Origin of the sequence: Streptomyces sp. NBC_01092 (genome assembly GCF_045039535.1) — a bacterium.
Taxonomy (GTDB): Bacteria; Actinomycetota; Actinomycetes; order Streptomycetales; family Streptomycetaceae; genus Streptomyces.
The window spans coordinates 2,957,622-2,981,078 of the sequence record NZ_CP108659.1 but is presented as its reverse complement, the minus strand read 5'-3'; the positions used below and the strand labels follow the sequence as shown (position 1 = coordinate 2,981,078).

At 71.6% G+C, this 23,457-nt stretch carries 28 protein-coding genes; 23 read left to right on the top strand and 5 right to left on the bottom strand.

Annotation, left to right across the window (positions count from 1 at the left end; translation table 11 throughout):
- The first annotated feature begins 24 nt into the window (after positions 1 to 24).
- Both OG254_RS13335 and OG254_RS13330 read left to right on the top strand, forming a co-directional pair.
- The gene (locus OG254_RS13335; protein ID WP_351193618.1) at positions 25 to 849 is read left to right on the top strand and encodes an ABC transporter permease; all 825 of its coding nucleotides are present in this window, start codon (positions 25 to 27) and stop codon (positions 847 to 849) included.
- A 34-nt stretch (positions 850 to 883) separates the two neighbouring features.
- Positions 884 to 1,642: an AAA family ATPase gene (locus OG254_RS13330; RefSeq protein ID WP_405581051.1), complete on the top strand. Its 759-nt coding sequence runs from the start codon at positions 884 to 886 to the stop codon at positions 1,640 to 1,642.
- Between the two features lie 162 nt (positions 1,643 to 1,804).
- On the opposite strand, the gene ybaK is transcribed toward OG254_RS13330, so the two are convergent.
- From ybaK to OG254_RS13310, 4 genes are all read right to left on the bottom strand, one after another.
- Positions 1,805 to 2,320 (bottom strand): Cys-tRNA(Pro) deacylase, encoded by a 516-nt coding sequence (gene ybaK / locus OG254_RS13325; RefSeq protein ID WP_405581049.1) that lies wholly within the window; start codon positions 2,318 to 2,320, stop codon positions 1,805 to 1,807.
- A 27-nt stretch (positions 2,321 to 2,347) separates the two neighbouring features.
- Positions 2,348 to 3,085, bottom strand: coding sequence for an LON peptidase substrate-binding domain-containing protein (locus tag OG254_RS13320; protein WP_405581047.1), 738 nt, complete (start codon positions 3,083 to 3,085; stop codon positions 2,348 to 2,350).
- 11 nt (positions 3,086 to 3,096) lie between these two features.
- Positions 3,097 to 4,140 (bottom strand): hypothetical protein, encoded by a 1,044-nt coding sequence (locus OG254_RS13315; protein ID WP_405581044.1) that lies wholly within the window; start codon positions 4,138 to 4,140, stop codon positions 3,097 to 3,099.
- A gap of 184 nt (positions 4,141 to 4,324) precedes the next feature.
- A complete protein-coding gene (locus tag OG254_RS13310) occupies positions 4,325 to 5,914 on the bottom strand; it encodes an oxidoreductase (protein WP_405581041.1) in 1,590 nt (529 codons plus the stop codon).
- Between the two features lie 171 nt (positions 5,915 to 6,085).
- Here OG254_RS13310 and hisD point away from each other — a divergent pair, with 171 nt between their 5' ends.
- The 10 genes from hisD to OG254_RS13260 all read left to right on the top strand — a co-directional run bounded on the left by hisD (position 6,086) and on the right by OG254_RS13260 (position 13,798).
- On the top strand, positions 6,086 to 7,429 hold the full coding sequence (gene hisD / locus OG254_RS13305; RefSeq protein WP_405581038.1) for a histidinol dehydrogenase: 1,344 nt from the start codon (positions 6,086 to 6,088) through the stop codon (positions 7,427 to 7,429).
- On the top strand, positions 7,426 to 8,538 hold the full coding sequence (locus OG254_RS13300) for a histidinol-phosphate transaminase (protein ID WP_405581036.1): 1,113 nt from the start codon (positions 7,426 to 7,428) through the stop codon (positions 8,536 to 8,538). Before hisD ends, OG254_RS13300 begins: the two co-directional genes overlap by 4 nt.
- Positions 8,535 to 9,128, top strand: a complete 594-nt coding sequence (hisB, locus tag OG254_RS13295) for an imidazoleglycerol-phosphate dehydratase HisB (RefSeq protein WP_351193598.1) — start codon at positions 8,535 to 8,537, stop codon at positions 9,126 to 9,128. The genes OG254_RS13300 and hisB overlap by 4 nt, the downstream gene beginning before the upstream one ends.
- Positions 9,129 to 9,131: 3 nt before the next feature.
- Positions 9,132 to 9,296: a hypothetical protein gene (locus tag OG254_RS13290; protein ID WP_187284527.1), complete on the top strand. Its 165-nt coding sequence runs from the start codon at positions 9,132 to 9,134 to the stop codon at positions 9,294 to 9,296.
- Positions 9,293 to 9,934, top strand: coding sequence for an imidazole glycerol phosphate synthase subunit HisH (gene hisH, locus OG254_RS13285; protein WP_405581033.1), 642 nt, complete (start codon positions 9,293 to 9,295; stop codon positions 9,932 to 9,934). The genes OG254_RS13290 and hisH overlap by 4 nt, the downstream gene beginning before the upstream one ends.
- Positions 9,935 to 9,938: 4 nt before the next feature.
- Positions 9,939 to 10,664 (top strand): bifunctional 1-(5-phosphoribosyl)-5-((5-phosphoribosylamino)methylideneamino)imidazole-4-carboxamide isomerase/phosphoribosylanthranilate isomerase PriA, encoded by a 726-nt coding sequence (priA, locus tag OG254_RS13280; protein WP_351193591.1) that lies wholly within the window; start codon positions 9,939 to 9,941, stop codon positions 10,662 to 10,664.
- Entirely contained in the window at positions 10,661 to 11,062 is a 402-nt protein-coding gene (locus OG254_RS13275; RefSeq protein ID WP_405581031.1) for a RidA family protein, read from the top strand. The genes priA and OG254_RS13275 overlap by 4 nt, the downstream gene beginning before the upstream one ends.
- The gene (hisF, locus tag OG254_RS13270) at positions 11,059 to 11,814 is read left to right on the top strand and encodes an imidazole glycerol phosphate synthase subunit HisF (protein ID WP_351193586.1); all 756 of its coding nucleotides are present in this window, start codon (positions 11,059 to 11,061) and stop codon (positions 11,812 to 11,814) included. The genes OG254_RS13275 and hisF overlap by 4 nt, the downstream gene beginning before the upstream one ends.
- Before the next feature lie 132 nt (positions 11,815 to 11,946).
- Entirely contained in the window at positions 11,947 to 12,537 is a 591-nt protein-coding gene (locus tag OG254_RS13265; RefSeq protein ID WP_351193583.1) for a helix-turn-helix domain-containing protein, read from the top strand.
- A gap of 10 nt (positions 12,538 to 12,547) precedes the next feature.
- Positions 12,548 to 13,798, top strand: a complete 1,251-nt coding sequence (locus OG254_RS13260; RefSeq protein ID WP_405581028.1) for an MFS transporter — start codon at positions 12,548 to 12,550, stop codon at positions 13,796 to 13,798.
- Between the two features lie 2 nt (positions 13,799 to 13,800).
- Here the strand turns inward: OG254_RS13260 and OG254_RS13255 are convergent, their stop codons facing one another.
- Positions 13,801 to 14,436, bottom strand: a complete 636-nt coding sequence (locus tag OG254_RS13255) for a TIGR03085 family metal-binding protein (protein ID WP_405581025.1) — start codon at positions 14,434 to 14,436, stop codon at positions 13,801 to 13,803.
- A 120-nt stretch (positions 14,437 to 14,556) separates the two neighbouring features.
- On the opposite strand from OG254_RS13255, the gene hisI reads away from it, so the two are divergent.
- The 11 genes from hisI (at position 14,557) to lgt (ending at position 23,406) form a co-directional block, all read left to right on the top strand.
- Positions 14,557 to 14,964 carry a phosphoribosyl-AMP cyclohydrolase gene (gene hisI / locus OG254_RS13250; RefSeq protein ID WP_405581022.1) on the top strand — a complete coding sequence of 136 codons (408 nt, stop codon included), beginning with the start codon at positions 14,557 to 14,559 and terminating at the stop codon, positions 14,962 to 14,964.
- An 11-nt stretch (positions 14,965 to 14,975) separates the two neighbouring features.
- The gene (locus OG254_RS13245) at positions 14,976 to 16,463 is read left to right on the top strand and encodes an anthranilate synthase component I (protein ID WP_147996572.1); all 1,488 of its coding nucleotides are present in this window, start codon (positions 14,976 to 14,978) and stop codon (positions 16,461 to 16,463) included.
- 81 nt (positions 16,464 to 16,544) lie between these two features.
- The gene (locus OG254_RS13240; RefSeq protein WP_351193569.1) at positions 16,545 to 17,189 is read left to right on the top strand and encodes a TIGR02234 family membrane protein; all 645 of its coding nucleotides are present in this window, start codon (positions 16,545 to 16,547) and stop codon (positions 17,187 to 17,189) included.
- 114 nt (positions 17,190 to 17,303) lie between these two features.
- Positions 17,304 to 17,555, top strand: a complete 252-nt coding sequence (locus OG254_RS13235) for an HGxxPAAW family protein (RefSeq protein WP_405581018.1) — start codon at positions 17,304 to 17,306, stop codon at positions 17,553 to 17,555.
- 78 nt (positions 17,556 to 17,633) lie between these two features.
- On the top strand, positions 17,634 to 18,080 hold the full coding sequence (locus tag OG254_RS13230) for a DUF2752 domain-containing protein (protein ID WP_405581015.1): 447 nt from the start codon (positions 17,634 to 17,636) through the stop codon (positions 18,078 to 18,080).
- 134 nt (positions 18,081 to 18,214) lie between these two features.
- The gene (trpC, locus tag OG254_RS13225) at positions 18,215 to 19,024 is read left to right on the top strand and encodes an indole-3-glycerol phosphate synthase TrpC (protein WP_405581012.1); all 810 of its coding nucleotides are present in this window, start codon (positions 18,215 to 18,217) and stop codon (positions 19,022 to 19,024) included.
- A 21-nt stretch (positions 19,025 to 19,045) separates the two neighbouring features.
- Positions 19,046 to 19,252 (top strand): tryptophan biosynthesis modulator TrpM, encoded by a 207-nt coding sequence (gene trpM, locus OG254_RS13220; protein ID WP_405581010.1) that lies wholly within the window; start codon positions 19,046 to 19,048, stop codon positions 19,250 to 19,252.
- A 69-nt stretch (positions 19,253 to 19,321) separates the two neighbouring features.
- Positions 19,322 to 20,608, top strand: coding sequence for a tryptophan synthase subunit beta (gene trpB / locus OG254_RS13215; RefSeq protein WP_405581007.1), 1,287 nt, complete (start codon positions 19,322 to 19,324; stop codon positions 20,606 to 20,608).
- A gap of 11 nt (positions 20,609 to 20,619) precedes the next feature.
- On the top strand, positions 20,620 to 21,441 hold the full coding sequence (gene trpA, locus OG254_RS13210) for a tryptophan synthase subunit alpha (RefSeq protein WP_405581004.1): 822 nt from the start codon (positions 20,620 to 20,622) through the stop codon (positions 21,439 to 21,441).
- Between the two features lie 113 nt (positions 21,442 to 21,554).
- The gene (locus OG254_RS13205) at positions 21,555 to 22,328 is read left to right on the top strand and encodes a DsbA family protein (protein ID WP_405581001.1); all 774 of its coding nucleotides are present in this window, start codon (positions 21,555 to 21,557) and stop codon (positions 22,326 to 22,328) included.
- Positions 22,329 to 22,404: 76 nt separating this feature from the next.
- A complete protein-coding gene (gene lgt, locus OG254_RS13200) occupies positions 22,405 to 23,406 on the top strand; it encodes a prolipoprotein diacylglyceryl transferase (protein ID WP_405580998.1) in 1,002 nt (333 codons plus the stop codon).
- Positions 23,407 to 23,457: the final 51 nt, after the last annotated feature.

The following is a 23,457-nucleotide window of genomic DNA, read 5'->3' as shown; positions in this document are numbered from 1 at the left end:
CAGTGCGAAAGGGAGCAGCGCCACGTGAGTGTCGTACCCGCCGAGGTTCTGCCGGGCAGCGCCCTGGCCGTGGACGAAACGGCCGGCCGGGCCGCGGCCGAGCTCGGGCCGCGTGCGCGGATGTGGCCGGCGCTGTGCGCCGTGTACCGGGCGCAGCTGTCCCGGGCGCGGGTCGCGCGTATTCCGCTGCTGTTCGTGGCGACCTTCCAGTCGATCGGGATCATGATCCTGATGCGCGGGGTCGTGGACGGCGGGGCCGAGGCGCAGGCCGTGGTCGCCGGGTCGGCGGTGCTCGTCGTGGCCTTCGTCGCGCTGAACCTGCTCGCGCAGTACTTCGGGCAGTTGCGGGCCAGCGGCGGGCTCGACCACTACGCCACGCTGCCGGTGCCGCCCGCCGCGGTGGTGCTGGGGGCGGCGGGGGCGTACGCGTCCTTCACCGTGCCCGGGACCGTGGTGACCGCCGTCTTCGGATGCGTGCTGTTCGGACTGCCGATGGCGCATCTGTGGGTGCTCATCGCGGTGATCCCGCTGGCCGGTGCCGCGCTCGCCGGACTCGGGGCGGCGCTCGGACTGCTCGCGCCGCGCCCCGAACTGGCCACACTGCTCGGCCAGCTGGGCATGTCGGCGGCGCTGCTGCTGGGTGTGCTGCCCGCCGACCGGATGCCGGAGGCGGTGCGCCTCGCACGGGACCTGCTCCCCTCGACGTACGGCGTCGAGGCCTTCGCGCGGACCTTCGGGGAGCGGCCCGACTGGGCGTTCGTGCTCGCTGACCTGGCCGTGTGCGGGGTCGTCGGCGTCGTCTCGCTGGCCGTCGCCACCTGGGCGTACCGTCGGGCGGCCGTCCGGTGACGCGCCGCACAGGTCGGCCTGGCACGATGGCAGGGTGACCGCTCCGCTGACTCCTCCACCGCCGCCACGTGAACCGTCCCCGAACGGGGGGTGGCAGCAGCCCGCTGCCCGGCACGCGGCCGCCGTGCCGCCGCATGACGTCATATCCGGTGCCCCGGGCGGGATACCCGGCCACCCCGGCGCTCCCGGCCCGTACGGCATATATGGCTCGTACGAACAGGACGGTCCCGGAATGAAGACCGAGCTGCGAGAGGCCGCGATCGTCACGGTGGTGGTGGCGCTCTTCGGCGCGCTGCTCGGAGTGCTGTGGTGGCGGCTGGCGCCGAGCGTGCCGCTGGTCGGGGACGTCGTCGACAACGGCTGGGTCGTCTACTTCAAGGATTCCGAGGGGGAGCAGGCCATCGGGGTGGACGGAACGTTCACTCTGCTCGCGCTCGCGTTCGGCCTGGTCAGTGCGCTCGCCGTCTTTCTCTGGCGGCGGCGCGGGGGTGTGCCGTTGGTGATCGGGCTGGCCGTCGGAGGATTCCTCGGGGCGCTGCTGGCCTGGTGGCTCGGTGTGCGGCTCGGGCCCACGCAGGATGTGATCGCCCACGCGAAGGAAGCGGGTAAGGGAGTCGCCTTCTCGGCGCCGCTGAAGCTGGGCGCCAAGGGCGCGCTGCTGGCCTGGCCGCTGGCCGCGCTGGTCGTCCACCTCGGGCTGACGGCGCTGTTCGGGCCCCGGGACGCGGACCCGTATCAGCAGCACCCGCCGCAGGGGCAGCCGAAGGACCCGTACGGGGCGCCGCAGGCCTGAAGCCGCGGAACGCCCAGGGGGCTCGGCCCCCTGGAGCGATGGATCGTCATGCCGGGCGGCGTCCGTGGTTCGAGCGGCCCTTCTTGATGCGCCACTTGCGTTTCCGCGTTTTCTTCGACATGTCCCTCGTACTTAACCGAGGACACCCCCGCCGTCGAGGGGTCACGCACGCCCGATGGGCGCGAGGACCGCTTCCGTGAGCTCGGCGAGGTCCCCGGGGGAGAGCTCGACCTCCAGGCCGCGACGGCCCGCCGAGACGCAGATCGTGGCGTGGGCGCGGGCGGAGTCGTCCAGGACCGTGCGGAGCTTCTTGCGCTGGCCCAGGGGGGAGATGCCGCCGCGCACATAGCCCGTGGTGCGTTCCGCCATGGCCGGGTCGGCCATCGCCGCGCGCTTGCCGCCGACCGCCGACGCCAGGGACTTGAGGTCCAGCTGGCCCGCCACCGGGACCACCGCCACCGTCAGGCTGCCGTCCACGTCCGCCACCAGCGTCTTGAAGACCCGGTCGGGGGACACTCCCATCGCCTCCGCCGCCTCCTCGCCGTACGAGGGGTGGGCGGGGTCGTGGTCGTAGGAGTGGACGGTGTAGGCGACACCCGCGGCCGTGAGGGCCACGGTGGCGGGAGTGCCGCCCGCCCCGGCTCCTTGCTGCTGGTTCTTCTTGGACTTCTTCGCCATGGTGGCCGGTTCCCCAGAGGTCGTACGTCAGTTGAGACTTGTCGGGCCGCGCGTCAGGTCGGACGACGGCAGCGACGGCAGCGTACGGATGATCGAGGTCTCGGTGCGAAGGAGTTTCAGCTCGTCGCGCAGCCGGGACGCGGTGTCCGGGGACTGGAGCAGACGCTGCTTCGTCGGGGTGTCCAGCATCATCGCGGCCGCCACCAGGTAGGAGACCACCGAGGGCTGGTCGGGCAGTTCGGTCGTCGTGGACAGGGAACGTTCACGGGCGCCGGCCAGACGCTTCTGGTACTGCCGGAACGCGCGTAGCACGCCCTCGGCCAGCGCACCCGCCTCGTCGCCCGGCTCCTCCGGCAGCTCCTCCAGCTCCGCCGTCAGGAACGGGCCCGAGGCGTCCACCGACACCAGGCGCACCCGCGTCGTGCCCGTCGCCAGCACCTCGAAGGAGCCGTCCTCCCGCTCCCGGATCGTCGCCGCGTCCGCCACACAGCCCACCCCGTGGAAGGCCTTGACCGGGTCGGGGCCGAAGCCCGCGGTGGGCCCGCGCTCGGGCAGGGCCGTGGGGTCGGGCATGCCGGGAGCACTCTGGGCCACCTCGTGGCCGTCGCGGATCGTCACGACGGCGAATCGGCGCGGCTCCTCCTCGGGGGTCTTCAGCAGCTCGCGCATCATGGCGCGATACCGCTCCTCGAACACGTTGAGCGGCAGCACGAGTCCCGGGAACAGCACCGAGTTCAGGGGAAACAGCGGAAGGCGGACGGTCACGGCGCCAAAGCCTAATGGTCGCCGGAGTGAACGCGTCCGCCGCGCCCACTCCGTGGATGTCCGCCGCGCGCGCTGCCCTCGGTGTCGGTGGCCGCCTGCAGCCGAACTTCCTCGCGCATCTTCAGGAACCGGTCCAGCGGATCCTCCGAGAGCCTGCTCCACGGGAAGGAGGTGGCGTACGGCCCGATCAGCCGCAATTGCTCCAGGGCGTCCTCCCAGCGGCCCAGCCGTACCAGCACATACGTCAGCTTGTTGCGGATCGCGGCAGGCCACAGGTCGGCCGCGGGGAACCGGGCGGACAGCGTGACGGCCCGGTCGGCCGCCGTCTCCAGCCGCTCGCGCGGCACGCCCGGACCGCAGTCGTCGTCCAGGTAGGCGAGGACGGCCCGGGTCGGCAGCGCCTGGACGAGGGAGTCGGCCGGGGCGTCCTGCGCGGCCCGGTCGGCGAAGTCCAGGCACTCGCGGTGGGAGCCGTGCCAGGACGACGCCAGGTAGCGCAGGGCCGCCACATGGCAGCCGTAGTGGCGCGGAGCGCGGCGCAGCGCCGCCTCCCACAGCTCCCCGAAGTAGGTGTGCCCGGCGCGTGAGCCGCGCGCGTGGTCCAGGGCGATGCGCCAGGGCACCGGGTCGCGGTCGTCGGCGCGCGCGGCGGCGGTGATCAGCGGGCTCACCCCGCGCAGCACCTCGGCCTGCGCCGGTGACCGCCAGGCGTGGTCCACCGCGAGCTGGGCCCTGATCAGCAGCGCGTCCGGATCCTGCGGGGCGGCCGCGTACCAGGTCTCCAGCCACTCCGTGCGTGAGCGTGCGAAGGCCGCCAGGTGCAGCGTGTAGCGGTCGCGGTACTCCCACTGCGCCTGCTGTCTCGTACGGGCGAGCAGTGCGGCGGCGGGCTCGTACGCGCCGCTCCCGGCCGCGACCAGCGCGGGGCCGAGGCGGTCGTCAGGGGCGTCGAGGAGCACCTCGTCGTCGGCGGGGAGCGCGACGAGGTGCTCGGCGGTCCTTGTCGTCCGGGACGCACGGCCGAACGGAAGCATCAGAGCCATGGTGTCGACCATTGAAAGACCGCTGGTCATGCCGCGCCAGAGGGAACGGCCAAGACGTCGAAAGTTGTACGCGCGGAGGTCAAGAACCGGTAAAGGTCAACTCTTCAACAACTGTCCGACATCCATACTTTCGACACTTTCGACGCAGTGATCCCACTGACCTCACCGACCCCGCAGGCCCCAGCACCTGGGTGTGTCAGTTACGCCGCAGCGTGCGCGTCGCCCCCGCCGCCACGGTCGTCGCCAGGATCCAGCCGAGCAGGATCATCGCGGCGGCCAGCCACTGCCAGGCCCCGCTCAGCTGCCAGAACCCGACCTGGCCCAGGTCGATCACCGGCAGCAGCAGATCGAGGGCGAACAGCGGCGGGTTCCAGGCCGGATGCTCGCCGCGCTTGATCGGCGGATGGTCGGCGTGGGCGAAGGCCAGCGAGCTCGCCGCCCACAGCACCGCCATCCACACGGCGGCCCGGCCGGGCCGATATCCGTACGCGACCATCCAGTCCTGTACGTACCCCCACACCTTGGCCCCGGGGGGCAGCGTCTCGCGGCGGCGGCGCTGCTTGGCGAGCAGCACCTCGCGCGCGTCCTCGTCCTCGCCGCCGGCCCGCAGCACGGAGGCCAGGCGCTCGTACGGCTCCGGGTTGTACTCGGCGGTCGCGGCGGCCACCCACTCCAGCCGCCGCTCCAGCGGGAACGGGCCGCGCGGCACGAGATTCTCGTAGGTGAAGCCGCTCATGTGCAGCAGCCCCGGGTCCGGCCAGGCGTCCGCGCGGTCCATCAGGTTCACGGTCCGCGCCCCCGACAGCACCACCCCGCCGCGCTCCGGCCGCTCCCCGAGGAAGCGCAGCTCCGGCGTCTGGATCCGGCGCAGCGACAGCTCCTGCTCGTCGGTGAAGGTGAACCGGGCCCGCTCCAGGTCGACCGCGTCCCCGAACCGCCCGTCGTCCAGGCGCACCCCGCCCTGGCACTCGAAACGCTGGATCCGGGTCCCGCGCGCGGGAGTGCGGCCGCTCAGCAGCGGACTGCCGACGCCGGCCGGGGTCAGGTACAGCGTGCGCCCGACGGTCAGCTGGGGCGCGTTCAGCGCGAGCCGGGTGTACGGGTTGACCAGCCGCGCGCCGCGCAGGCTCAGCGACACGCCGATGCTGGCGCCGCGCAGGCTCAGCTCGCCGTGCGACTCCAGCATCTCGGCCTGGAGGTCCTGGCCGACGCTGATGCCGTCCGCGGCGATGGAGCGGCCGCTGCGGTCGCGGTAGACGATCGCCTGGTTGAGCAGCAGGTCCGTGCCTATGTGGGCGTCGGTGAGCCGTACGCCGTTGTGGAACCGGCAGCGTGGCAGATGCAGATCGCCCTCGGTGTGCACCCGGGCCGCCTCCAGGCGCGGCACCGCGCAGTCCACCAGCCGTACGGTCGTGAAGCGGGCCTCCGGCAGCCGGACCTCCTGGTCGAAGCGGCAGCCCCGCAGCTCGACGTACGGCTCCACCGTGCCGCCCGCCAGGTCCATCGTGTCGCTGATCCGCACGCCCACCAGCTTCAGCGAGGACACCCGGCCCGCGAGGGCGGGCGGACCGTCCAGCAGCAGCCAGCAGATGATCCGCGCGCGCACGGTCCGGTCCGCGCCCCAGGGATGCCCGCCGTGCGGGTCGTCGACGACCGTGTCGCCGCTGCTCAGGTCGTACACGCTGCCGTTGCGGAAGGCCTGCCACATGCCGAGCTCGGCGGCGGTCAGGTCGCTGGGCAGGTCGTCCGGCAGGTCTCCGTCGCGAAGACCGCCCCGTTCGGTCACGTTGCGCCCATCCCCCTCAGCTACTCGTGGGTTTAGTACAACCGTTCATGCCCGCTGAGTGACGCCCCGAACGCTAGACGTGAAGAAGATCTTCCGGGTTCCGCCGGCGATCTGTATCAGCCATTGATACGCGCGAACGACGCCGGAGCAGGGTCTGAGAGAATTGCACCCGTGATCTCCCGAATCGATCTGCGCGGCGACGCCCTCCCCGAGGGCCCCGCCTTGCGCGACCTGCTGCCCCGAGCCGACTTCGACGTCTCGGCCGCCCTGGAGAAGGTGCGTCCGATCTGCGAGGCCGTGCATCATCGGGGTGACGCGGCGCTGATCGACTTCGCGGAGAAGTTCGACGGGGTCAGGCTCGACCGGGTACGGGTGCCCGCCGAGGCGCTCACCAAGGCCCTCGCGGAACTCGACCCGGCCGTGCGCGCGGCCCTGGAGGAGTCCATCCGCCGCGCCCGCCTCGTCCACCGCGAGCAGCGCCGTACGAACCGCACGACCCAGGTCGTGCCCGGCGGCTCGGTGACCGAAAAGTGGCTGCCGGTCGACCGCGTCGGGCTGTACGCGCCCGGCGGCCGGTCCGTCTACCCGTCCTCCGTGATCATGAACGTGGTGCCCGCCCAGGAGGCCGGCGTCGAGTCCATCGCGCTCGCCTCTCCGGCCCAGGCCCCCGCTTTTCAAAATGATCCAGCCGGCGGCCTGCCGCACCCGACGATCCTCGCCGCGTGCGCGCTGCTCGGCGTCGACGAGGTATACGCCGCCGGCGGCGCCACCGCGGTCGCGATGTTCGCGTACGGCACCGAGTCCTGCCCGCCCGCCAACATGGTCACCGGCCCCGGCAACATCTGGGTCGCCGCCGCCAAGCGCTACTTCACCGGCAGGATCGGCATCGACGCCGAGGCGGGCCCGACCGAGATCGCGATCCTGGCCGACTCCACGGCCGATCCGGTGCACGTCGCCGCCGACCTGATCAGCCAGGCCGAGCACGACCCGCTGGCCGCCGCCGTCCTCGTCACCGACTCCGTCGAGCTCGCGGACGCGGTCGAGAAGGAGCTGGAGCCGCAGGTCGCGGCCACCAAGCACATCGACGACCGGATCGTGCCCGCCCTCAAGGGGAGGCAGTCCGCGATCGTCCTGGTCGACGGCGTCGACGAGGGCCTTCGGGTCGTCGACGCCTATGGCGCCGAGCACCTGGAGATCCAGACGGCCGACGCGGCCGCCGTGGCCGACCGGGTGCGCAACGCAGGCGCGATCTTCATCGGCCCCTGGGCGCCGGTCTCGCTCGGCGACTACGCGGCCGGCTCCAACCACGTGCTGCCCACCGGCGGCTGCGCCTGCCACTCCTCGGGCCTGTCCGTGCAGTCCTTCCTGCGCGGCATCCACATCGTCGACTACACGAAGGACGCGCTGGCCGAGGTCGCGCATCACGTGGTCACGCTGGCGGAGGCGGAGGACCTGCCGGCGCACGGCGCGGCGGTCAAGGCCAGGTTCGGCTGGAAGGTACCGGAGAGCAAGTGAGCGACGTACGCATCGACGATCTCCCCGTACGGGACGAGCTGCGCGGCAAGTCCCCCTACGGCGCGCCCCAGTTGGACGTCCCCGTACGGCTGAACACCAACGAGAACCCCTACCCGCTGCCCGAGCCGCTGGTCGAGCGCATCGCCGAGCGCGTCCGCGAGGCCGCCCGCAACCTCAACCGCTACCCGGACCGGGACGCGGTCGAGCTGCGCACCCAGCTCGCCAAGTACCTGACGGACACGTCCGGTCACGAGGTCGGCCTCGCCAATGTCTGGGCGGCCAACGGCTCCAACGAGGTCATCCAGCAGCTGCTGCAGACCTTCGGCGGACCGGGCCGCACGGCGATCGGCTTCGAGCCGTCGTACTCGATGCACGGGCTCATCTCCCGCGGCACCGGCACGGGCTGGATCTCCGGCCCGCGCAACGACGACTTCACGATCGACGTCGAGGTGGCCGCCAAGGCCATCGCCGAGCACCGGCCCGACGTCGTGTTCATCACCACGCCCAACAACCCCACGGGCAACGCGGTCCCGCGCGAGACCGTGCTCGCGCTGTACGAGGCCGCGCAGGCGGCGAAGCCGTCGATGGTCGTGGTCGACGAGGCGTACATCGAATTCAGCCACGGCGACTCGCTGCTGCCGCTGCTCGAAGGCCGGCCGAATCTCGTCGTCTCCCGGACGATGTCGAAGGCCTTCGGCGCCGCCGGCCTGCGCCTCGGCTATCTCGCCGCGCACCCGGCGGTCGTGGACGCCGTCCAGCTCGTACGGCTGCCGTACCACCTGTCGGCCGTCACCCAGGCGACCGCGCTGGCCGCCCTGGAGCACACGGACGTCCTGCTGAAGTACGTCGAGCAGCTGAAGGCGGAGCGGGACCGGCTGGTGAGCGAGCTGGGCGCGGCCGGATACGCGGTCGTCGAGTCCGACGCGAACTTCGTGCAGTTCGGCCGGTTCGAGGACTCGCACGAGGCCTGGCAGAAGATCCTCGACCGGGGTGTCCTGGTCCGGGACAACGGTATCCCGGGATGGCTGCGGGTGTCCGCCGGAACTCCCGATGAGAACGACGCGTTCCTCGACGCGGTACGTGAAATGAAGAAGGAGCAGAGCGCATGAACCGCGTAGGCCGCATAGAGCGGGTGACGAAGGAGACCTCGGTCCTCGTCGAGATCGATCTCGACGGGGCCGGCAAGGTCGATGTGTCGACAGGCGTCGGCTTCTACGACCACATGCTCGACCAGCTCGGCCGGCACGGTCTGTTCGACCTGACCGTGAAGACCGAGGGCGACCTGCACATCGACTCCCACCACACCATCGAGGACACCGCCCTCGCGCTGGGCGCCGCCTTCAAGCAGGCCCTCGGCGACAAGGTGGGGATCTACCGCTTCGGCAACTGCACGGTCCCGCTGGACGAGTCCCTCGCCCAGGTCACCGTCGACCTGTCCGGCCGCCCCTACCTCGTGCACACCGAGCCCGAGAACATGGCGCCGATGATCGGCGAGTACGACACCACGATGACCCGGCACATCCTGGAGTCCTTCGTCGCCCAGGCCCAGATCGCCCTGCACGTGCACGTGCCGTACGGGCGCAACGCGCACCACATCGTGGAGTGCCAGTTCAAGGCGCTGGCGCGGGCCCTGCGCTACGCCTCCGAGCGCGACCCGCGCGCGGCCGGCATCCTTCCCTCGACGAAGGGCGCGCTGTAACCCATGAACGGGCTGTCCACCATCCTGATCGTCGTCGGGCTCTTCCTGGTCGGCGGCATCATTTCCTTCGCCAAGCAGCAGATGCCCAAGAGCCTCATCGTGCTGCTCTCGATAGGCGCCGCGATGTGTCTCCTCGCGGGCGTCCTGAGGCTGGAGGTGTGGAATTGACCGACTCCAAGAAGGTCGTGGTCTTCGACTACGGCTTCGGCAATGTGAGGTCCGCCGAACGCGCCCTCGCGCGCGCGGGCGCCGACGTCGAGATCACCCGTGACTTCGACAGGGCCATGAACGCCGACGGCCTGCTGGTGCCGGGCGTCGGCGCCTTCGAGGCCTGCATGAAGGGGCTGACCGCGGCCCGCGGCGACTGGATCATCGAGCGCCGGCTGTCCGGCGGACGCCCCGTGATGGGCATCTGCGTCGGCATGCAGATCCTGTTCGCGCGCGGCATCGAGCACGGCGTCGAGACCGAGGGCCTCGGCGAGTGGCCGGGCTCGGTGGAGCCGCTGCAGGCCGCGATCGTGCCCCACATGGGCTGGAACACCGTGGACGCGGCGCCGGGCACCGAGCTGTTCGCCGGCCTGGACGCGGACGCGCGCTTCTACTTCGTGCACTCCTACGCCGTCCACGACTGGACGCTGGAGATCCACAACCCGGCGATGACCGCCCCCAAGGTCACCTGGTCGACACACGGCAAGCCCTTCGTCGCGGCCGTGGAGAACGGCGCCCTGTGGGCCACGCAGTTCCACCCCGAGAAGTCCGGCGACGCCGGAGCGCAGCTGCTCACCAACTGGATCGGAACCCTGTAGAGACATGGCCAAGCTCGAACTCCTCCCCGCCGTAGACGTCCGCGACGGCCAGGCCGTCCGCCTCGTGCACGGCGAGTCCGGCACCGAGACCTCCTACGGCTCGCCCCTGGAGGCCGCCCTGGCCTGGCAGCGCTCGGGCGCCGAGTGGCTGCACCTGGTCGACCTGGACGCCGCGTTCGGCACCGGCGACAACCGCGAGCTGATCGCCGAGGTCGCGAAGGCGATGGACATCAAGGTCGAGCTGTCCGGCGGCATCCGCGACGACGCCTCGCTCGCCGCCGCGCTCGCCACCGGCTGCACCCGCGTGAACCTCGGCACGGCCGCCCTGGAAACCCCGGACTGGGTCGCCAAGGTCATCGCCGAGCACGGCGACAAGATCGCCGTCGGTCTCGACGTACGCGGCACGACGCTGCGCGGCCGCGGCTGGACCCGCGACGGCGGCGACCTCTACGAGACGCTGGAGCGCCTCAACAACGAGGGCTGCGCCCGCTACGTCGTCACGGACATCGCCAAGGACGGCACCCTGCAGGGCCCGAACCTGGAGCTGCTGAAGAACGTGTGCGCGGCGACCGACCGCCCGGTGGTCGCCTCCGGCGGGGTCTCGTCCCTGGACGACCTCCGCGCGATCTCCGAGCTGGTGCCCCTCGGTGTCGAGGGCTCCATCGTCGGGAAGGCCCTGTACGCGAAGGCGTTCACCCTGGAAGAGGCCTTGGAGGCTGTGTCGTCATGAGCGATGCCGTACGGCGCGTGCAGAGTGAAAGTCCCTGGGAAGAGTCCTTCGGGTTCGCACGCGCCGTGGCGGCCGGCGACCGTGTGCTGGTCGCGGGCACGACGTCGTTCAAGGGCGATGTGCTGTACGGCGAGGGCGACCCGTACGAACAGGCCAAGGCGGCCTTCGCCAGCGCGATCGAGGCGATCGGCGAGTTCGGGCTCGGGGTCGAGTCCGTGGTCCGTACGCGGCTGTACCTGACCCACGCGCGGGACGTGGACGCCGTGGGCCGGGCCCACAAGGAGGTCTTCGACGCGGTGCGTCCGGTCTCGACGCTGCTGGTCGTCGAGGGGTTCGTGGACTCGCGCATCCTGGTCGAAGTGGAAATAGAAGCATTCAGAGGAGCCGTGGATTCATGACCCTGGCGGTCCGAGTCATTCCCTGCCTGGACGTGGACAACGGCCGGGTCGTCAAGGGCGTGAACTTCCAGAACCTGCGCGACGCGGGCGACCCCGTCGAGATGGCCAAGGTGTACGACGCCGAGGGCGCCGACGAGCTGACGTTCCTGGACATCACGGCCTCGTCGGGCAACCGTGAGACGACGTACGACGTGGTGCGCCGCACCGCCGAGCAGGTGTTCATCCCGCTGACGGTCGGCGGCGGCGTCCGTACGGCCGAGGACGTGGACAAGCTGCTGCGCGCGGGCGCGGACAAGGTGGGCGTCAACACGGCGGCCATCGCCCGTCCCGACCTGATCCGCGAGATCGCCGAGCGCTTCGGCCGGCAGGTGCTGGTCCTTTCGGTCGACGCGCGGCGCACTCCCGAAGGCACCTTCGAGGTCACCACCCACGGCGGCCGCAAGGGCACCGGCATCGACGCCGTCGAGTGGGCGCACCGCGCGGCCGAGCTGGGCGCGGGCGAGATCCTGCTCAACTCGATGGACGCGGACGGCACGAAGGACGGCTACGACCTGGAGATGATCGAGGCCGTGCGCAAGCACGTGACGGTCCCGGTGATCGCCTCCGGCGGCGCCGGCAAGCTCGCCGACTTCTCGCCCGCCATCGAGGCGGGGGCGGACGCGGTGCTGGCGGCGTCCGTGTTCCACTTCGGCGATCTGCGGATAGGTGAGGTCAAGGACGCGCTGCGGGGGGCGGGACACCCCGTCCGCTGACATCGAGCTGAGCCCCGGTGGGCTGAGCCCCGGTCGCCCTTGAGATGGCCGGGGCTTTCTCGTGGGTAGATGGAAAAGAGAAGTTGCGCAAAATCTGTTGCGCAACTTTCCTTTCGTATCTACGGTCAAGGCATGACGGACAAGGAGAGAGACCGCCGCATCACCGACCTGGGCACGCTCAAGGCGCTCGCCCACCCCTTGCGGATGCAGCTGCTGCGCGGGCTGACGGTCGCCGGGGTCGCCACCGCCTCACAGCTGGCCGAACAGGTCGACGAGGCCGTGTCACTGGTCAGCTACCACCTGCGCAAGCTCGCCGAGCACGGGCTCATCGAGGAGGCCGAGCCGCGCAGCGCCGACGGCCGCGAGCGCTGGTGGCAGCCCGCCTCGGACGGGGTGCGCATCCACGACGAGGACTTCCGCGACGCCCCCGAGAAGGCCGCCGCGCACACGGCGGCCAGCAGGCTCTTCGTGCAGCAGCGCACGGACATGTACCGGCGCTGGCTCGACGAGCGCACCCACTGGGGCCCCGAGTGGAACCGGGCCGCCGAGTCCTCCGAGTCCCACCTGCGGCTCACCGCGGACGAACTGGCCGAGCTGAACAAGGACATGCTCGCCCTGCTGCGCCGGTACGACGAGCAGGGCGTGGCCGCCGACGCCGCAGGCGACACCGAGGGCCGCGAGAGCGTCGCGGTGCACACCTATGCCTTCCCGTTCCGGATCTGAGAGGACGGACGTGCCCGCGACACAGACCGGCAACGCGCCCGCCGCCGCGGTGGAGCGCCCCGCCCACCGCGACCCCGACGTCCGGCGCTGGCTCGGCGCCTACGCCTCGTCGGCCGTCGGCGACAACGTCTACTACCTCGCCCTGTCCTGGGCCGCCGTCCAGGCCGGTACGCCCGCCCAGGCCGGACTGGTCACCGCCCTCAGCGCGGTGCCGCGGGCCGCGCTGATGCTGGGCGGGGGAGTGATCGCCGACCGGCTCGGCCCCCGCAGGGTGCTGATCAGCAGCGACGCCCTGCGCTGCGCGGCGGTCCTCGCGGTCGCCGCGCTGCTGCTCGTGAGCAGTCCCGGCCTGTGGCCGCTGGCCGCGCTGGCGCTGGTCTTCGGGGCCGTCGACGCCGTGATGATGCCCGCCCTGGGCGCCCTGCCCAGCCGGATCACCTCACGCGGACAGCTCGCCCGGGTGCACGGCATGCGGGGACTCGTCGTCCGGCTGGCCAACGTCGTCGGAGCCCCGCTCGGCGGCCTCGCCGTGGCCCTCGGGGGCACCGGGGCGGCGTTCGGGCTGGCCGGGCTGCTGTTCGCGGCCTCCCTGCCGCTCCTGATCGCCCTGCGGGTGGGCAGGCTGCCGGGCGACGACGCACGCGCGCGTGGCAGCGCCTGGAGCGATCTGACCGGCGGCCTGCGCTACATACGCGGCCACCGGGTCCTGCTGCCGCTGATCGTCGTCATCGCCCTCAGCGACCTCGGCTTCGTCGGCCCGCTCAACGTCGGCCTGACCCTGCTCGCCGACGAACGCGGCTGGGGAGCCGGCGGCGTCGGATGGGTGCTCGCCGGGTTCGGCACCGGCGCGGGGGCGGCCTCCCTGCTGCTCACCGCCCGTGGCCGCGTCCCGCGCGCGGGGCTCGTGCTGTCCACGTGCGGCGTGCTCAGCGCGGCCTCGATCGGCGCGCTGGCCTTCGTACCGCAGATCGGGGTCGCCGTGGCCGTGGCCCTGTCCATCGGGCTGATCTCGGGCCTGAACGGCGTCCTGTGCGGGGCGCTGCTCCAGGCCGAGTCCGACCGGGCCTACGTCGGCCGGGTCACGTCCGTGTCCACCTTCTTCAGCCTCGGCCTCGCCCCGCTCACCTTCCCCCTGACCGGCGCCGCGATCGGCCAGTGGGGCACCGGCCCGGTCTTCGTGGCCAGTGCCGCGCTCTGCGGGCTCGGCGGGCTGGTCGGACTGTGCGCACGGGACCTGCGCCGGGCCGAACTGCCGGGCTGAGCTCAGATGCCGAGCTGCTTCGACTCGTGCAGCTTGGCGATGGCGTTCTCGTCGCCGTCCAGCTCGACCTTGGCGGCGCTCTGCCGGCCGTAGGCGAACAGCAGCAGCTCCGACGGCTCCCCGGTCACCGTGACGACCGGCGTGCCCTTGTGGGCGACCGCCGTCTGTCCGTCGGGGCGGCGCAGCACCAGGCCGGTGGGGGCGCTGCGGCCCACCAGACGCGCGGAGCGCTCCAGACGGGACCACAGGGCGTCCTGGAAGACCGGGTCGAGTTCGCGCGGCGTCCAGTCCGGCTGGGCGCGGCGGACGTCCTCGGTGTGGACGTAGAACTCGAGGGTGTTGGACGCCTCGTCGATCGGCTTGAGCTGGAAGGGCGAGAAGCGCGGTGGGCCGGTGCGGATGAGCTGGATCAGCTCCTCGTACGGCTTGGCCGCGAACTCCTCCATCGCCTTGTCCAGGCGCGACGCGAGCGGCTTGATCAGCAGACCGGCCGCGGCGTCCGGGCGGCGCTCGCGCACCACCACGTGCGCGGCCAGATCACGAGTGGCCCAGCCCTCGCAGAGGGTGGGGGCTTCGGGGCCCTCGGCCTCCAGGAGGTCGGCCAGGAGAAGTCGTTCACGCTGCGCGAAGGTCGACATACAGTCAGCCTACGACCACGTATCCGGTCCGCCCACCCGGTCGCCCGGCCACCCGCGCCGCACACCGCCCCCATCCACCCAGTGGACACCGCGCCGTCACTGTCAGTTGTGCGCGGCACAATGGCAGACATGACCACGAGCACGCCCCGTCAGCCCAGCCCGCTGGACCCCGAGATCGCCGCGCGCCTCAAGCGCAGCGCGGACGGGCTCCTGCCCGCCATCGCCCAGCAGTACGACACCGGAGAGGTGCTGATGCTCGGCTGGATGGACGACGAGGCGCTGCATCGCACGCTCACCACCGGCCGCTGCACCTACTGGTCGCGCAGCCGCGGGGAGTACTGGGTCAAGGGCGACACCTCCGGCCACTTCCAGTGGGTGAAGTCGGTCGCCCTGGACTGCGACGCGGACACCGTGCTCGTCAAGGTCGACCAGGTCGGCGCCGCCTGCCACACGGGCGCGCGGACCTGCTTCGACGAGGACGTACTGCTCAAGGACGCCAATTCCGGCGTACCGGCAGTGGATCAGTAAGGTCAGCCGCCATGGACCTCGAGACCTTCCGCAAGCTGGCCACCGACCGCCGCGTCATCCCCGTCACCCGCAAGCTCCTCGCCGACGGCGACACCCCGGTCGCGCTCTACCGCAAGCTCGCAGCCGAGCGCTCCGGCACCTTCCTGCTGGAGTCCGCGGAGAACGGCCGCTCCTGGTCCCGCTACTCCTTCGTGGGCGTCCGTTCCGCGGCGACGCTGACCGAGCGCGACGGCCAGGCCCACTGGCTCGGCTCCCCGCCCGTCGGCGTCCCCGCCGAGGGCGACCCGCTGGCCGCCCTGCGCGCCACCATCGAGGCCCTGCACACCCCGCACGACCTCGCCCACGACCTGGGCCTGCCGCCCTTCACCGGCGGCATGGTCGGCTACCTCGGCTACGACATCGTGCGCCGCCTGGAGAAGATCGGCCCCGGCGAGCGGGACGACCTGGGGCTGCCCGAGCTGACCATGCTGCTCACCAGTGACCTCGCCGTCATGGACCACTGGGAGGGCTCCGTCCTGCTGATCGCCAACGCGATCAACCACAACGACCTCGACACCGGAGTCGACGAGGCCCACGCCGACGCGGTCGCCCGCCTCGACGCCATGGAGGCCGACCTCTCCCGCCCGGTGGCCCAGCCCCCGGCCGTCCTGCCGCCCTCGGAGCTGCCCGAGTACACCGCGCTGTGGGGCGGCGAGGACTTCCAGGAGGCCGTCGAGGACATCAAGGAGCGCATCCGCGCGGGCGAGGCCTTCCAGGTGGTGCCCTCCCAGCGCTTCGAAACGCCGTGCACGGCGAGCGCGCTGGACGTCTACCGGGTACTGCGGGCGACCAATCCCTCCCCGTACATGTACCTGTTCCGGTTCGACGGCTTCGACGTCGTCGGCTCGTCCCCCGAGGCCCTGGTGAAGGTCGAGGACGGCCGGGCCATGGTCCACCCCATCGCCGGCACCCGCTGGCGCGGCGCGACCCCGCAGGAGGACCAGGCCCTCGCCGACGAGCTGCTCGCCGACCCCAAGGAGCGCGCCGAGCACCTGATGCTGGTCGACCTCGGGCGCAACGACCTGGGGCGGGTCTGCGAGCCGGGTTCCGTCGAGGTCGTCGACTTCATGTCCATCGAGCGGTACTCCCACGTGATGCACATCGTCTCGACGGTGACCGGACGCGTCGCGCAGGGCCGCACGGCCTTCGACGTCCTGACGGCCTGCTTCCCGGCCGGCACCCTCTCCGGCGCCCCCAAGCCCCGCGCGATGCAGATCATCGACGAACTCGAACCGTCCAGGCGCGGGCTGTACGGCGGCTGCGTCGGCTACCTCGACTTCGCGGGCGACTCCGACACCGCCATCGCCATCCGTACGGCCCTGCTGCGCGACGGCACGGCCTACGTCCAGGCGGGCGCGGGCATCGTCGCCGACTCGGACCCGGTCGCCGAGGACACCGAGTGCCGGAACAAGGCGGCGGCGGTCCTGCGTGCGGTACACACCGCGAACCGGCTGAAGTGAGCCCGGTGACGGCTGTGTCCGCAGGGAAATGGCCGTCTCATATGTACCCCGGGTGACTGATCGCCCGGGGTTCGGGTGATAGTGGACTACGTGACTGCCGTACCGCACCCCCGTTCCGAAGCCCCCGGTTCCGCCCGGGCCGGCCGCATGAGCCTCGCCGTAGCCCTGCTGTGCGGGGCGCTCGGCGCGGCCGTGGCGCTGCTCGCCACCCGGCAGCGCTGGTCGGAGGGCACCGCGACGGTGGCGGGCGGCGCGTTCCCCCTGACCGCCAAGGGCAGCGACGTCACGGGCGTCCCCGCGGCCCTGGCCATAGTGGGACTCGCCGCGCTCGTCGCCGTCTTCGCCGTCCGCCGCGCAGGCCGCTTCATGGTCGCCGCCCTGCTCGCGCTCTCCGGCGCCGGCACCGTCGCCGCCGCCCTGCTCGGCGCCTCCGACAGCGCCGCGCTCGACGAGAAGGCCGCGCGGGCCTCCGGCGACACCGCGGCCACCGTCGGCGCCCTCACCCACACCGCCTGGCCGTACGTCGCGGCCGTCGGCGGCGGCCTGCTCCTGCTCGCCGGACTGCTGGCCCTGCGCTACGGCCGGCTCTGGCCCGGCATGTCCGGCCGCTACGAGCGCGACGGCACACCCCGGCCGCGCCGCAGGACCCGGGCCGCCGTCGACCCCGACCGGCCCGAGGAACTCTGGAAGGCCCTCGACCGGGGCGAGGACCCGACCGGAGCCTGAGCGCACAGGGCGCGCCGTGACCCCCGATCACCGCAGCCGCACGCGTGCGGGACAATGACACCGAGCTACCGGCTCACCCACGTACAACCCGTACACAGCAACGAGGAGCAAGCAATGGCGGGCAGCAGCCACGGTCACACCCCGGCCGCCTGGACCGGTGTCACGATCGCCTTCATCGGTTTCTGCGTCTCGGGCGCCTTCATGGTGCTCGACCAGCCCGCGGGCTTCTGGGCCGGCCTGGGCCTCGTGGTCCTCGGCGGCGTCATCGGCTGGGTCATGAGCGCGATGGGCATGGGCCAGCCGAAGGACGCCCACAAGGCGCTGCTCATGACGCAGGAGCGCGAGGCGGCGGCCGCCAAGGGCTGACAGCCGTACGACTTCGCTGAGGGGCGACCCGGCACCGATGTGTGCCCGGGGGCGCCCCTCACGCGCGTGCGGGGCACAATGCATGACGTGAACGCCGACAGCCAGAGGGTGACACAGCCCGGTACCGGCGCCGTGTGGGGGCGGCTGGCCGTCCCCGCGGGCGTGCTCGCGGCCGTCGCCGGGGCCTTCGCTTACGTCGGTGCCGTGGACCCGAACGAACCCGGCCACTACCCCGCCTGCCCGCTCCTGCAGGTCACCGGCATCTACTGCCCCGGCTGCGGCGGCCTGCGCAGCGCGCACGCCGTGGTCCACGGGGACTTCGCGGCGGCGCTCCAGGACAACGCACTGGCCGTCGTCGGCTACGCGCTCTTCGCCGTGGTGTGGACCGTCTGGGTGGTCCGCGCGGTGCGCGGCCGGCCGCTGAGGATCGATCTCGGGCCGGTGCAGCTGTGGGCCGCGGGCGCGTTGCTGCTGGTCTTCACCGTTGTCCGGAACCTGCCGTTCGGTGGCTGGCTCCACCCTTGATCAACGGGTGAACGTCCAGGTACTGGGACCGGCGTCAACCGGATGCGAGGCCTAAGCCCAGCTCCGGATACCATCGCAGTGACCACCTGTTTCGTACCGCTTTCACTTCCACCGTCTGAAAGGGGGCCGCTCGCGTGAGTGTGCTCGACGAGATCATCGACGGAGTCCGTGCCGACCTCGCGGAGCGGCAGGCGCGCGTCAGCCTCGACGAGCTCAAGGAGCGCGCGGCGAAGGCTCCCGCGGCCAAGGACGGGGTAGCCGCGCTCAAGGGCGACGGCGTCAAGGTCATCTGTGAGGTCAAGCGTTCCAGCCCCTCCAAGGGCGCGCTGGCCGCGATCGCCGACCCGGCCGGGCTGGCCGCGGACTACGAGGCGGGCGGCGCGGCCGTCATCTCCGTCCTCACCGAACAGCGCCGCTTCGGCGGCTCGCTCGCCGACCTGGAGGCCGTCCGCGCGCGCGTCGACATCCCGGTCCTGCGCAAGGACTTCATCGTCACGTCGTACCAGCTGTGGGAGGCCCGCGCGTACGGCGCCGACCTCGCGCTGCTGATCGTCGCGGCCCTCGACCAGTCGGCGCTGGAGTCGCTGATCGAGCGCGCGGTGTCCATCGGCCTGACCCCGCTGGTCGAGGTGCACGACGAGGACGAGGTCGAGCGTGCCGTGGACGCGGGCGCGAAGATCATCGGCGTCAACGCGCGGAACCTGAAGACCCTGGAGGTCGACCGCGGGACGTTCGAGCGCGTCGCGCCCGAGATCCCCAGCAACCTCGTCAAGATCGCCGAGTCCGGCGTCCGCGGCCCGCACGACCTCATCGCCTACGCCAACGCCGGCGCCGACGCGGTCCTGGTCGGCGAGTCCCTGGTCACGGGCAAGGACCCGAAGACCGCGGTGGCCGACCTGGTGGCAGCGGGCGAGCACCCCGCACTCCGACACGGCCGCGGCTGATCACCCGCTAGGCTTACGTCGATGAATCGCACTGTGACGACCGTGGACCGGTACGCCCGCCTCGCGCGCGGCTGCCGCCCTCGCGGCTGCCGCGCACCGGCACGCCGCGTGCACGGGCGCCGAGTGCGATACGTCATCGGAGACGAACCGGGCCAGGTAAACGGCCGCCGATGGCAGCGCGCCCCTCAGGGGCGCGGGGAACTGAGCGACCGGCCGCACCCGGCCTGAGGTCGTACGACAGGCTCCGCCCCCACGGCGAACAGTGTCTTTTCCACACACTCACCGTGAGGTATCCGCATGCCCAGCGACTTCTTCATCCCGGACCCGGAGGGTCAAGTCCCCAGCGCCGAAGGCTACTTCGGCGCGTTCGGCGGCAAGTTCATCCCGGAGGCCCTCGTCGCCGCCGTGGACGAGGTGGCCGTCGAGTACGACAAGGCCAAGCACGACCCCGAGTTCGCCCGCGAGCTCGACGACCTGCTGGTCAACTACACCGGCCGCCCCAGCTCCCTCACCGAGGTGCCCCGCTTCGCCGAACACGCCGGTGGCGCCCGCGTGTTCCTCAAGCGCGAGGACCTCAACCACACCGGCTCGCACAAGATCAACAACGTGCTCGGCCAGGCCCTGCTCACCAAGCGCATGGGCAAGACCCGCGTGATCGCCGAGACCGGCGCCGGCCAGCACGGCGTGGCCACGGCCACCGCCTGTGCGCTCTTCGGCCTCGAATGCACCATCTACATGGGCGAGATCGACACCCAGCGCCAGGCCCTCAACGTGGCCCGGATGCGCATGCTCGGCGCCGAGGTCATCGCCGTGAAGTCCGGCAGCCGTACGTTGAAGGACGCCATCAACGAGGCGTTCCGCGACTGGGTGGCCAACGTCGACCGCACCCACTACCTCTTCGGTACGGTCGCCGGCCCGCACCCCTTCCCCGCCATGGTCCGCGACTTCCACCGCGTCATCGGCGTCGAGGCACGGCGCCAGCTCCTGGAGCGCGCCGGACGCCTCCCCGACGCCGCCGTCGCGTGCGTCGGCGGCGGCTCGAACGCCATCGGCCTCTTCCATGCCTTCATCCCCGACACGGACGTACGCCTCATCGGCTGCGAGCCCGCCGGGCACGGCGTCGAGACCGGTGAGCACGCGGCGACCCTGACCGCCGGCGAGCCCGGCATCCTGCACGGCTCCCGCTCCTACGTCCTGCAGGACGACGAGGGCCAGATCACCGAGCCGTACTCGATCTCGGCCGGTCTGGACTACCCCGGCATCGGCCCGGAGCACTCCTACCTCAAGGACAGCGGTCGCGGCGAGTACCGCGCGGTCACCGACGACGCGGCGATGCAGGCCCTGCGCCTGCTGTCGCGCACCGAGGGCATCATCCCGGCGATCGAGAGCGCCCACGCGCTCGCCGGTGCGCTGGAGGTCGGCAGGGAGCTGGGCAAGGACGGGCTGATCGTCATCAACCTGTCGGGGCGCGGTGACAAGGACATGGACACGGCCGCGCGCTACTTCGGCCTGTACGACACCGACGCCGAGGTGGCCGCCGACGCCAATGGCGGCGCCGCCGAGATCCAGGGGGACGCCAAGTGAGCGGGGCTGCATTGAATAGCAATAAGGGCCAGCTGTTGACGGACACCCTGCATGCCGCCAAGGCCGAGGGCCGCTCCGCGCTCATCGCCTACCTCCCGGCCGGGTTCCCGACCGTGGACGGCGGCATCGAGGCGATCAAGGCCGCGCTCGACGGGGGCGCGGATGTCGTGGAGGTCGGGCTGCCGCACAGCGACCCGGTCCTCGACGGTCCCGTCATCCAGACCGCCGACGACATCGCCCTGAAGGGCGGCGTCAGGATCGCGGACGTCATGCGGACGGTCCGCGAGGCGCACGAGGCCACCGGCAAGCCGATCCTCGTGATGACGTACTGGAACCCCATCGACCGCTACGGCGTCGAGCGCTTCACCGCCGAGCTGGCCGAGGCGGGCGGCGCGGGCTGCATCCTGCCCGACCTGCCGGTCCAGGAGTCGGCGCTGTGGAGGGAGCACGCCGACAAGCACGGCCTCGCGACGGTCTTCGTGGTGGCGCCGAGCAGCAAGGACGCGCGGCTCGGCCAGATCACCGCGGCCGGCAGCGGCTTCGTCTACGCCGCCTCGCTGATGGGCGTCACCGGCACCCGCGCGTCCGTGGGCGCGCAGGCGCAGGACCTGGTCGAGCGCACCCGGGCCACCGGCACCGAGCTGCCCGTCTGCGTCGGGCTCGGCGTCTCCAACGCCGAGCAGGCCGCCGAGGTCGCCGGTTTCGCGGACGGCGTGATCGTCGGCTCGGCCTTCGTGAAGCGGATGCTGGACGCGCCGGACGACGCGGCCGGCGTCGAGGCCGTGCGCGCGCTCGCCGGTGAACTGGCGAAGGGCGTGCGCGGACAGGCGTAGCCGACACCCGCGAGAGTGGATCTTCAGAAGAAGGGCCTTCCGTACGAGTCGCTCGAACGGGTGGACCTGGGACCGGGGAGGCGCGCTGCGCCTCCCCGGTTCGTTCTGCGGGTGTGAGCGAAAAGAATCGTGACGGAAAGCGGACCGCCCGGGAGCGGCTGGCGGTCGAGCGTGAGAAGCAGAAGGCGGCCGACAAGCGGCGCCGCGCGCTGATCGTGGGCGCGAGCGTCGTCTGTGTGCTGGGACTCGCGGCGGTGGTCGGAGTCGTCGCGGCGAACGCCGGCAAGGACGACAGCAGCGACGCGGGACCGGTCGTGGGGCCCTCGGGAGCCCAGGGCAAGGACGGGCTCGCGATCCCGGTGGGCGAGGAGAACGCAAAGTCCACGCTCACGGTCTGGGAGGACTTCCGCTGCCCGGCCTGCAAGTCCTTCGAGGACGCCTACAGGTCGACGATCCACGAGCTGACGGACTCCGGAAAGCTCCGGGTCGAATACCACCTGGCGACGATCATCGACGGCAACATGGGCGGCACGGGCTCGCGCAACGCCGCGAACGCGGCGGCCTGCGCCCAGGACGCCGGGAAGTTCACGCAGTACCACGACGTGCTGTACGAGAACCAGCCGCCGGAGGTCGACGACGCCTTCGCCAAGAACAGCAAGCTCTTCGAGCTCGCGGGCAAGGTCAAGGGCCTGGACACGCCCGCCTTCCGCAAGTGTGTCGAGGACGGCACGCACAACAGCTGGGTCGAGAAGTCCAACGACGCGTTCAAGAGCGGCGGCTTCAGCGGTACGCCGACGGTCCTGCTCAACGGCAAGAACATCTACCAGGACCAGACGATGACTCCGGCCAAGCTGAAGCAGATGGTGGAGGAAGCCGACAAGGGCTGAGGGCGGCGCCTGTTATGGACCCGTAGCCGGGCTGCCTGACATCGGTGCCGCCCGGCAGGGTAGCGTCGACCTTGCCATGGAACTTGCCTACATTCCCAGCCCGTCGCGCGGGGTGATCCACCTCGGTCCCATTCCGCTGCGCGGCTACGCCTTCTGCATCATCATCGGTGTCTTCGTAGCCGTCTGGCTCGGCAACAAACGCTGGATCGCCCGAGGCGGGCGGTCCGGCACGGTGGCCGACATCGCGGTCTGGGCCGTCCCGTTCGGGCTGGTCGGCGGGCGCCTCTATCACGTGATCACGGACTACGAGCTGTACTTCAGCGAGGGCCGTGACTGGGTGGACGCCTTCAAGATCTGGGAGGGCGGCCTCGGCATCTGGGGGGCCATCGCGCTGGGCGCGCTGGGCGCCTGGATCGGCTGCCGCCGCCGCGGGATCCCGCTGCCCGCCTACGCCGACGCCGTCGCCCCCGGAATCGCCTTCGCGCAGGCCATCGGGCGCTGGGGCAACTGGTTCAACCAGGAGCTGTACGGCCGGCAGACCGACCTCCCGTGGGCGCTGAAGATCACGTCCTCGACGGACGGTCGCGTGCCGGGCACGTACCACCCGACGTTCCTGTACGAGTCGCTGTGGTGCATCGGTGTCGCGCTGCTGGTGATCTGGGCCGACCGCCGCTTCAAGCTGGGCCACGGGCGGGCGTTCGCGCTGTATGTCGCCGCGTACTGCGTGGGCCGGTTCTGGGTCGAGTACATGCGGGTCGACGACGCCCACCACTTCCTGGGCCTGCGCCTGAACAACTGGACCGCGCTGGTCGTCTTCCTGCTCGCGGTGGTGTACATCGTGGTGTCGGCGAAGAAGCGGCCGGGCCGGGAGGCCGTGGTCGAGCCGGGTGCCTCCGACGGTGAGGTCGAGGACGGCACCGAGGCCGACGCCGACGCCGGGAAGGCTGACGCGGACAAGGCTGACTTGGTCAAGGCTGACTTGGACAAGGCCGAGGGCGAGAAAGCCGAGGCTGACGCCTCGGACGCCGAAGCCGAGAAGGAACCGAGCGACGAGGCCGAGTCGGCGAAGAAGGGCTGACGGTCGGTTGTACGTCGATGAGGGCGCCCGGTCCTACCGGGCGCCCTCTGA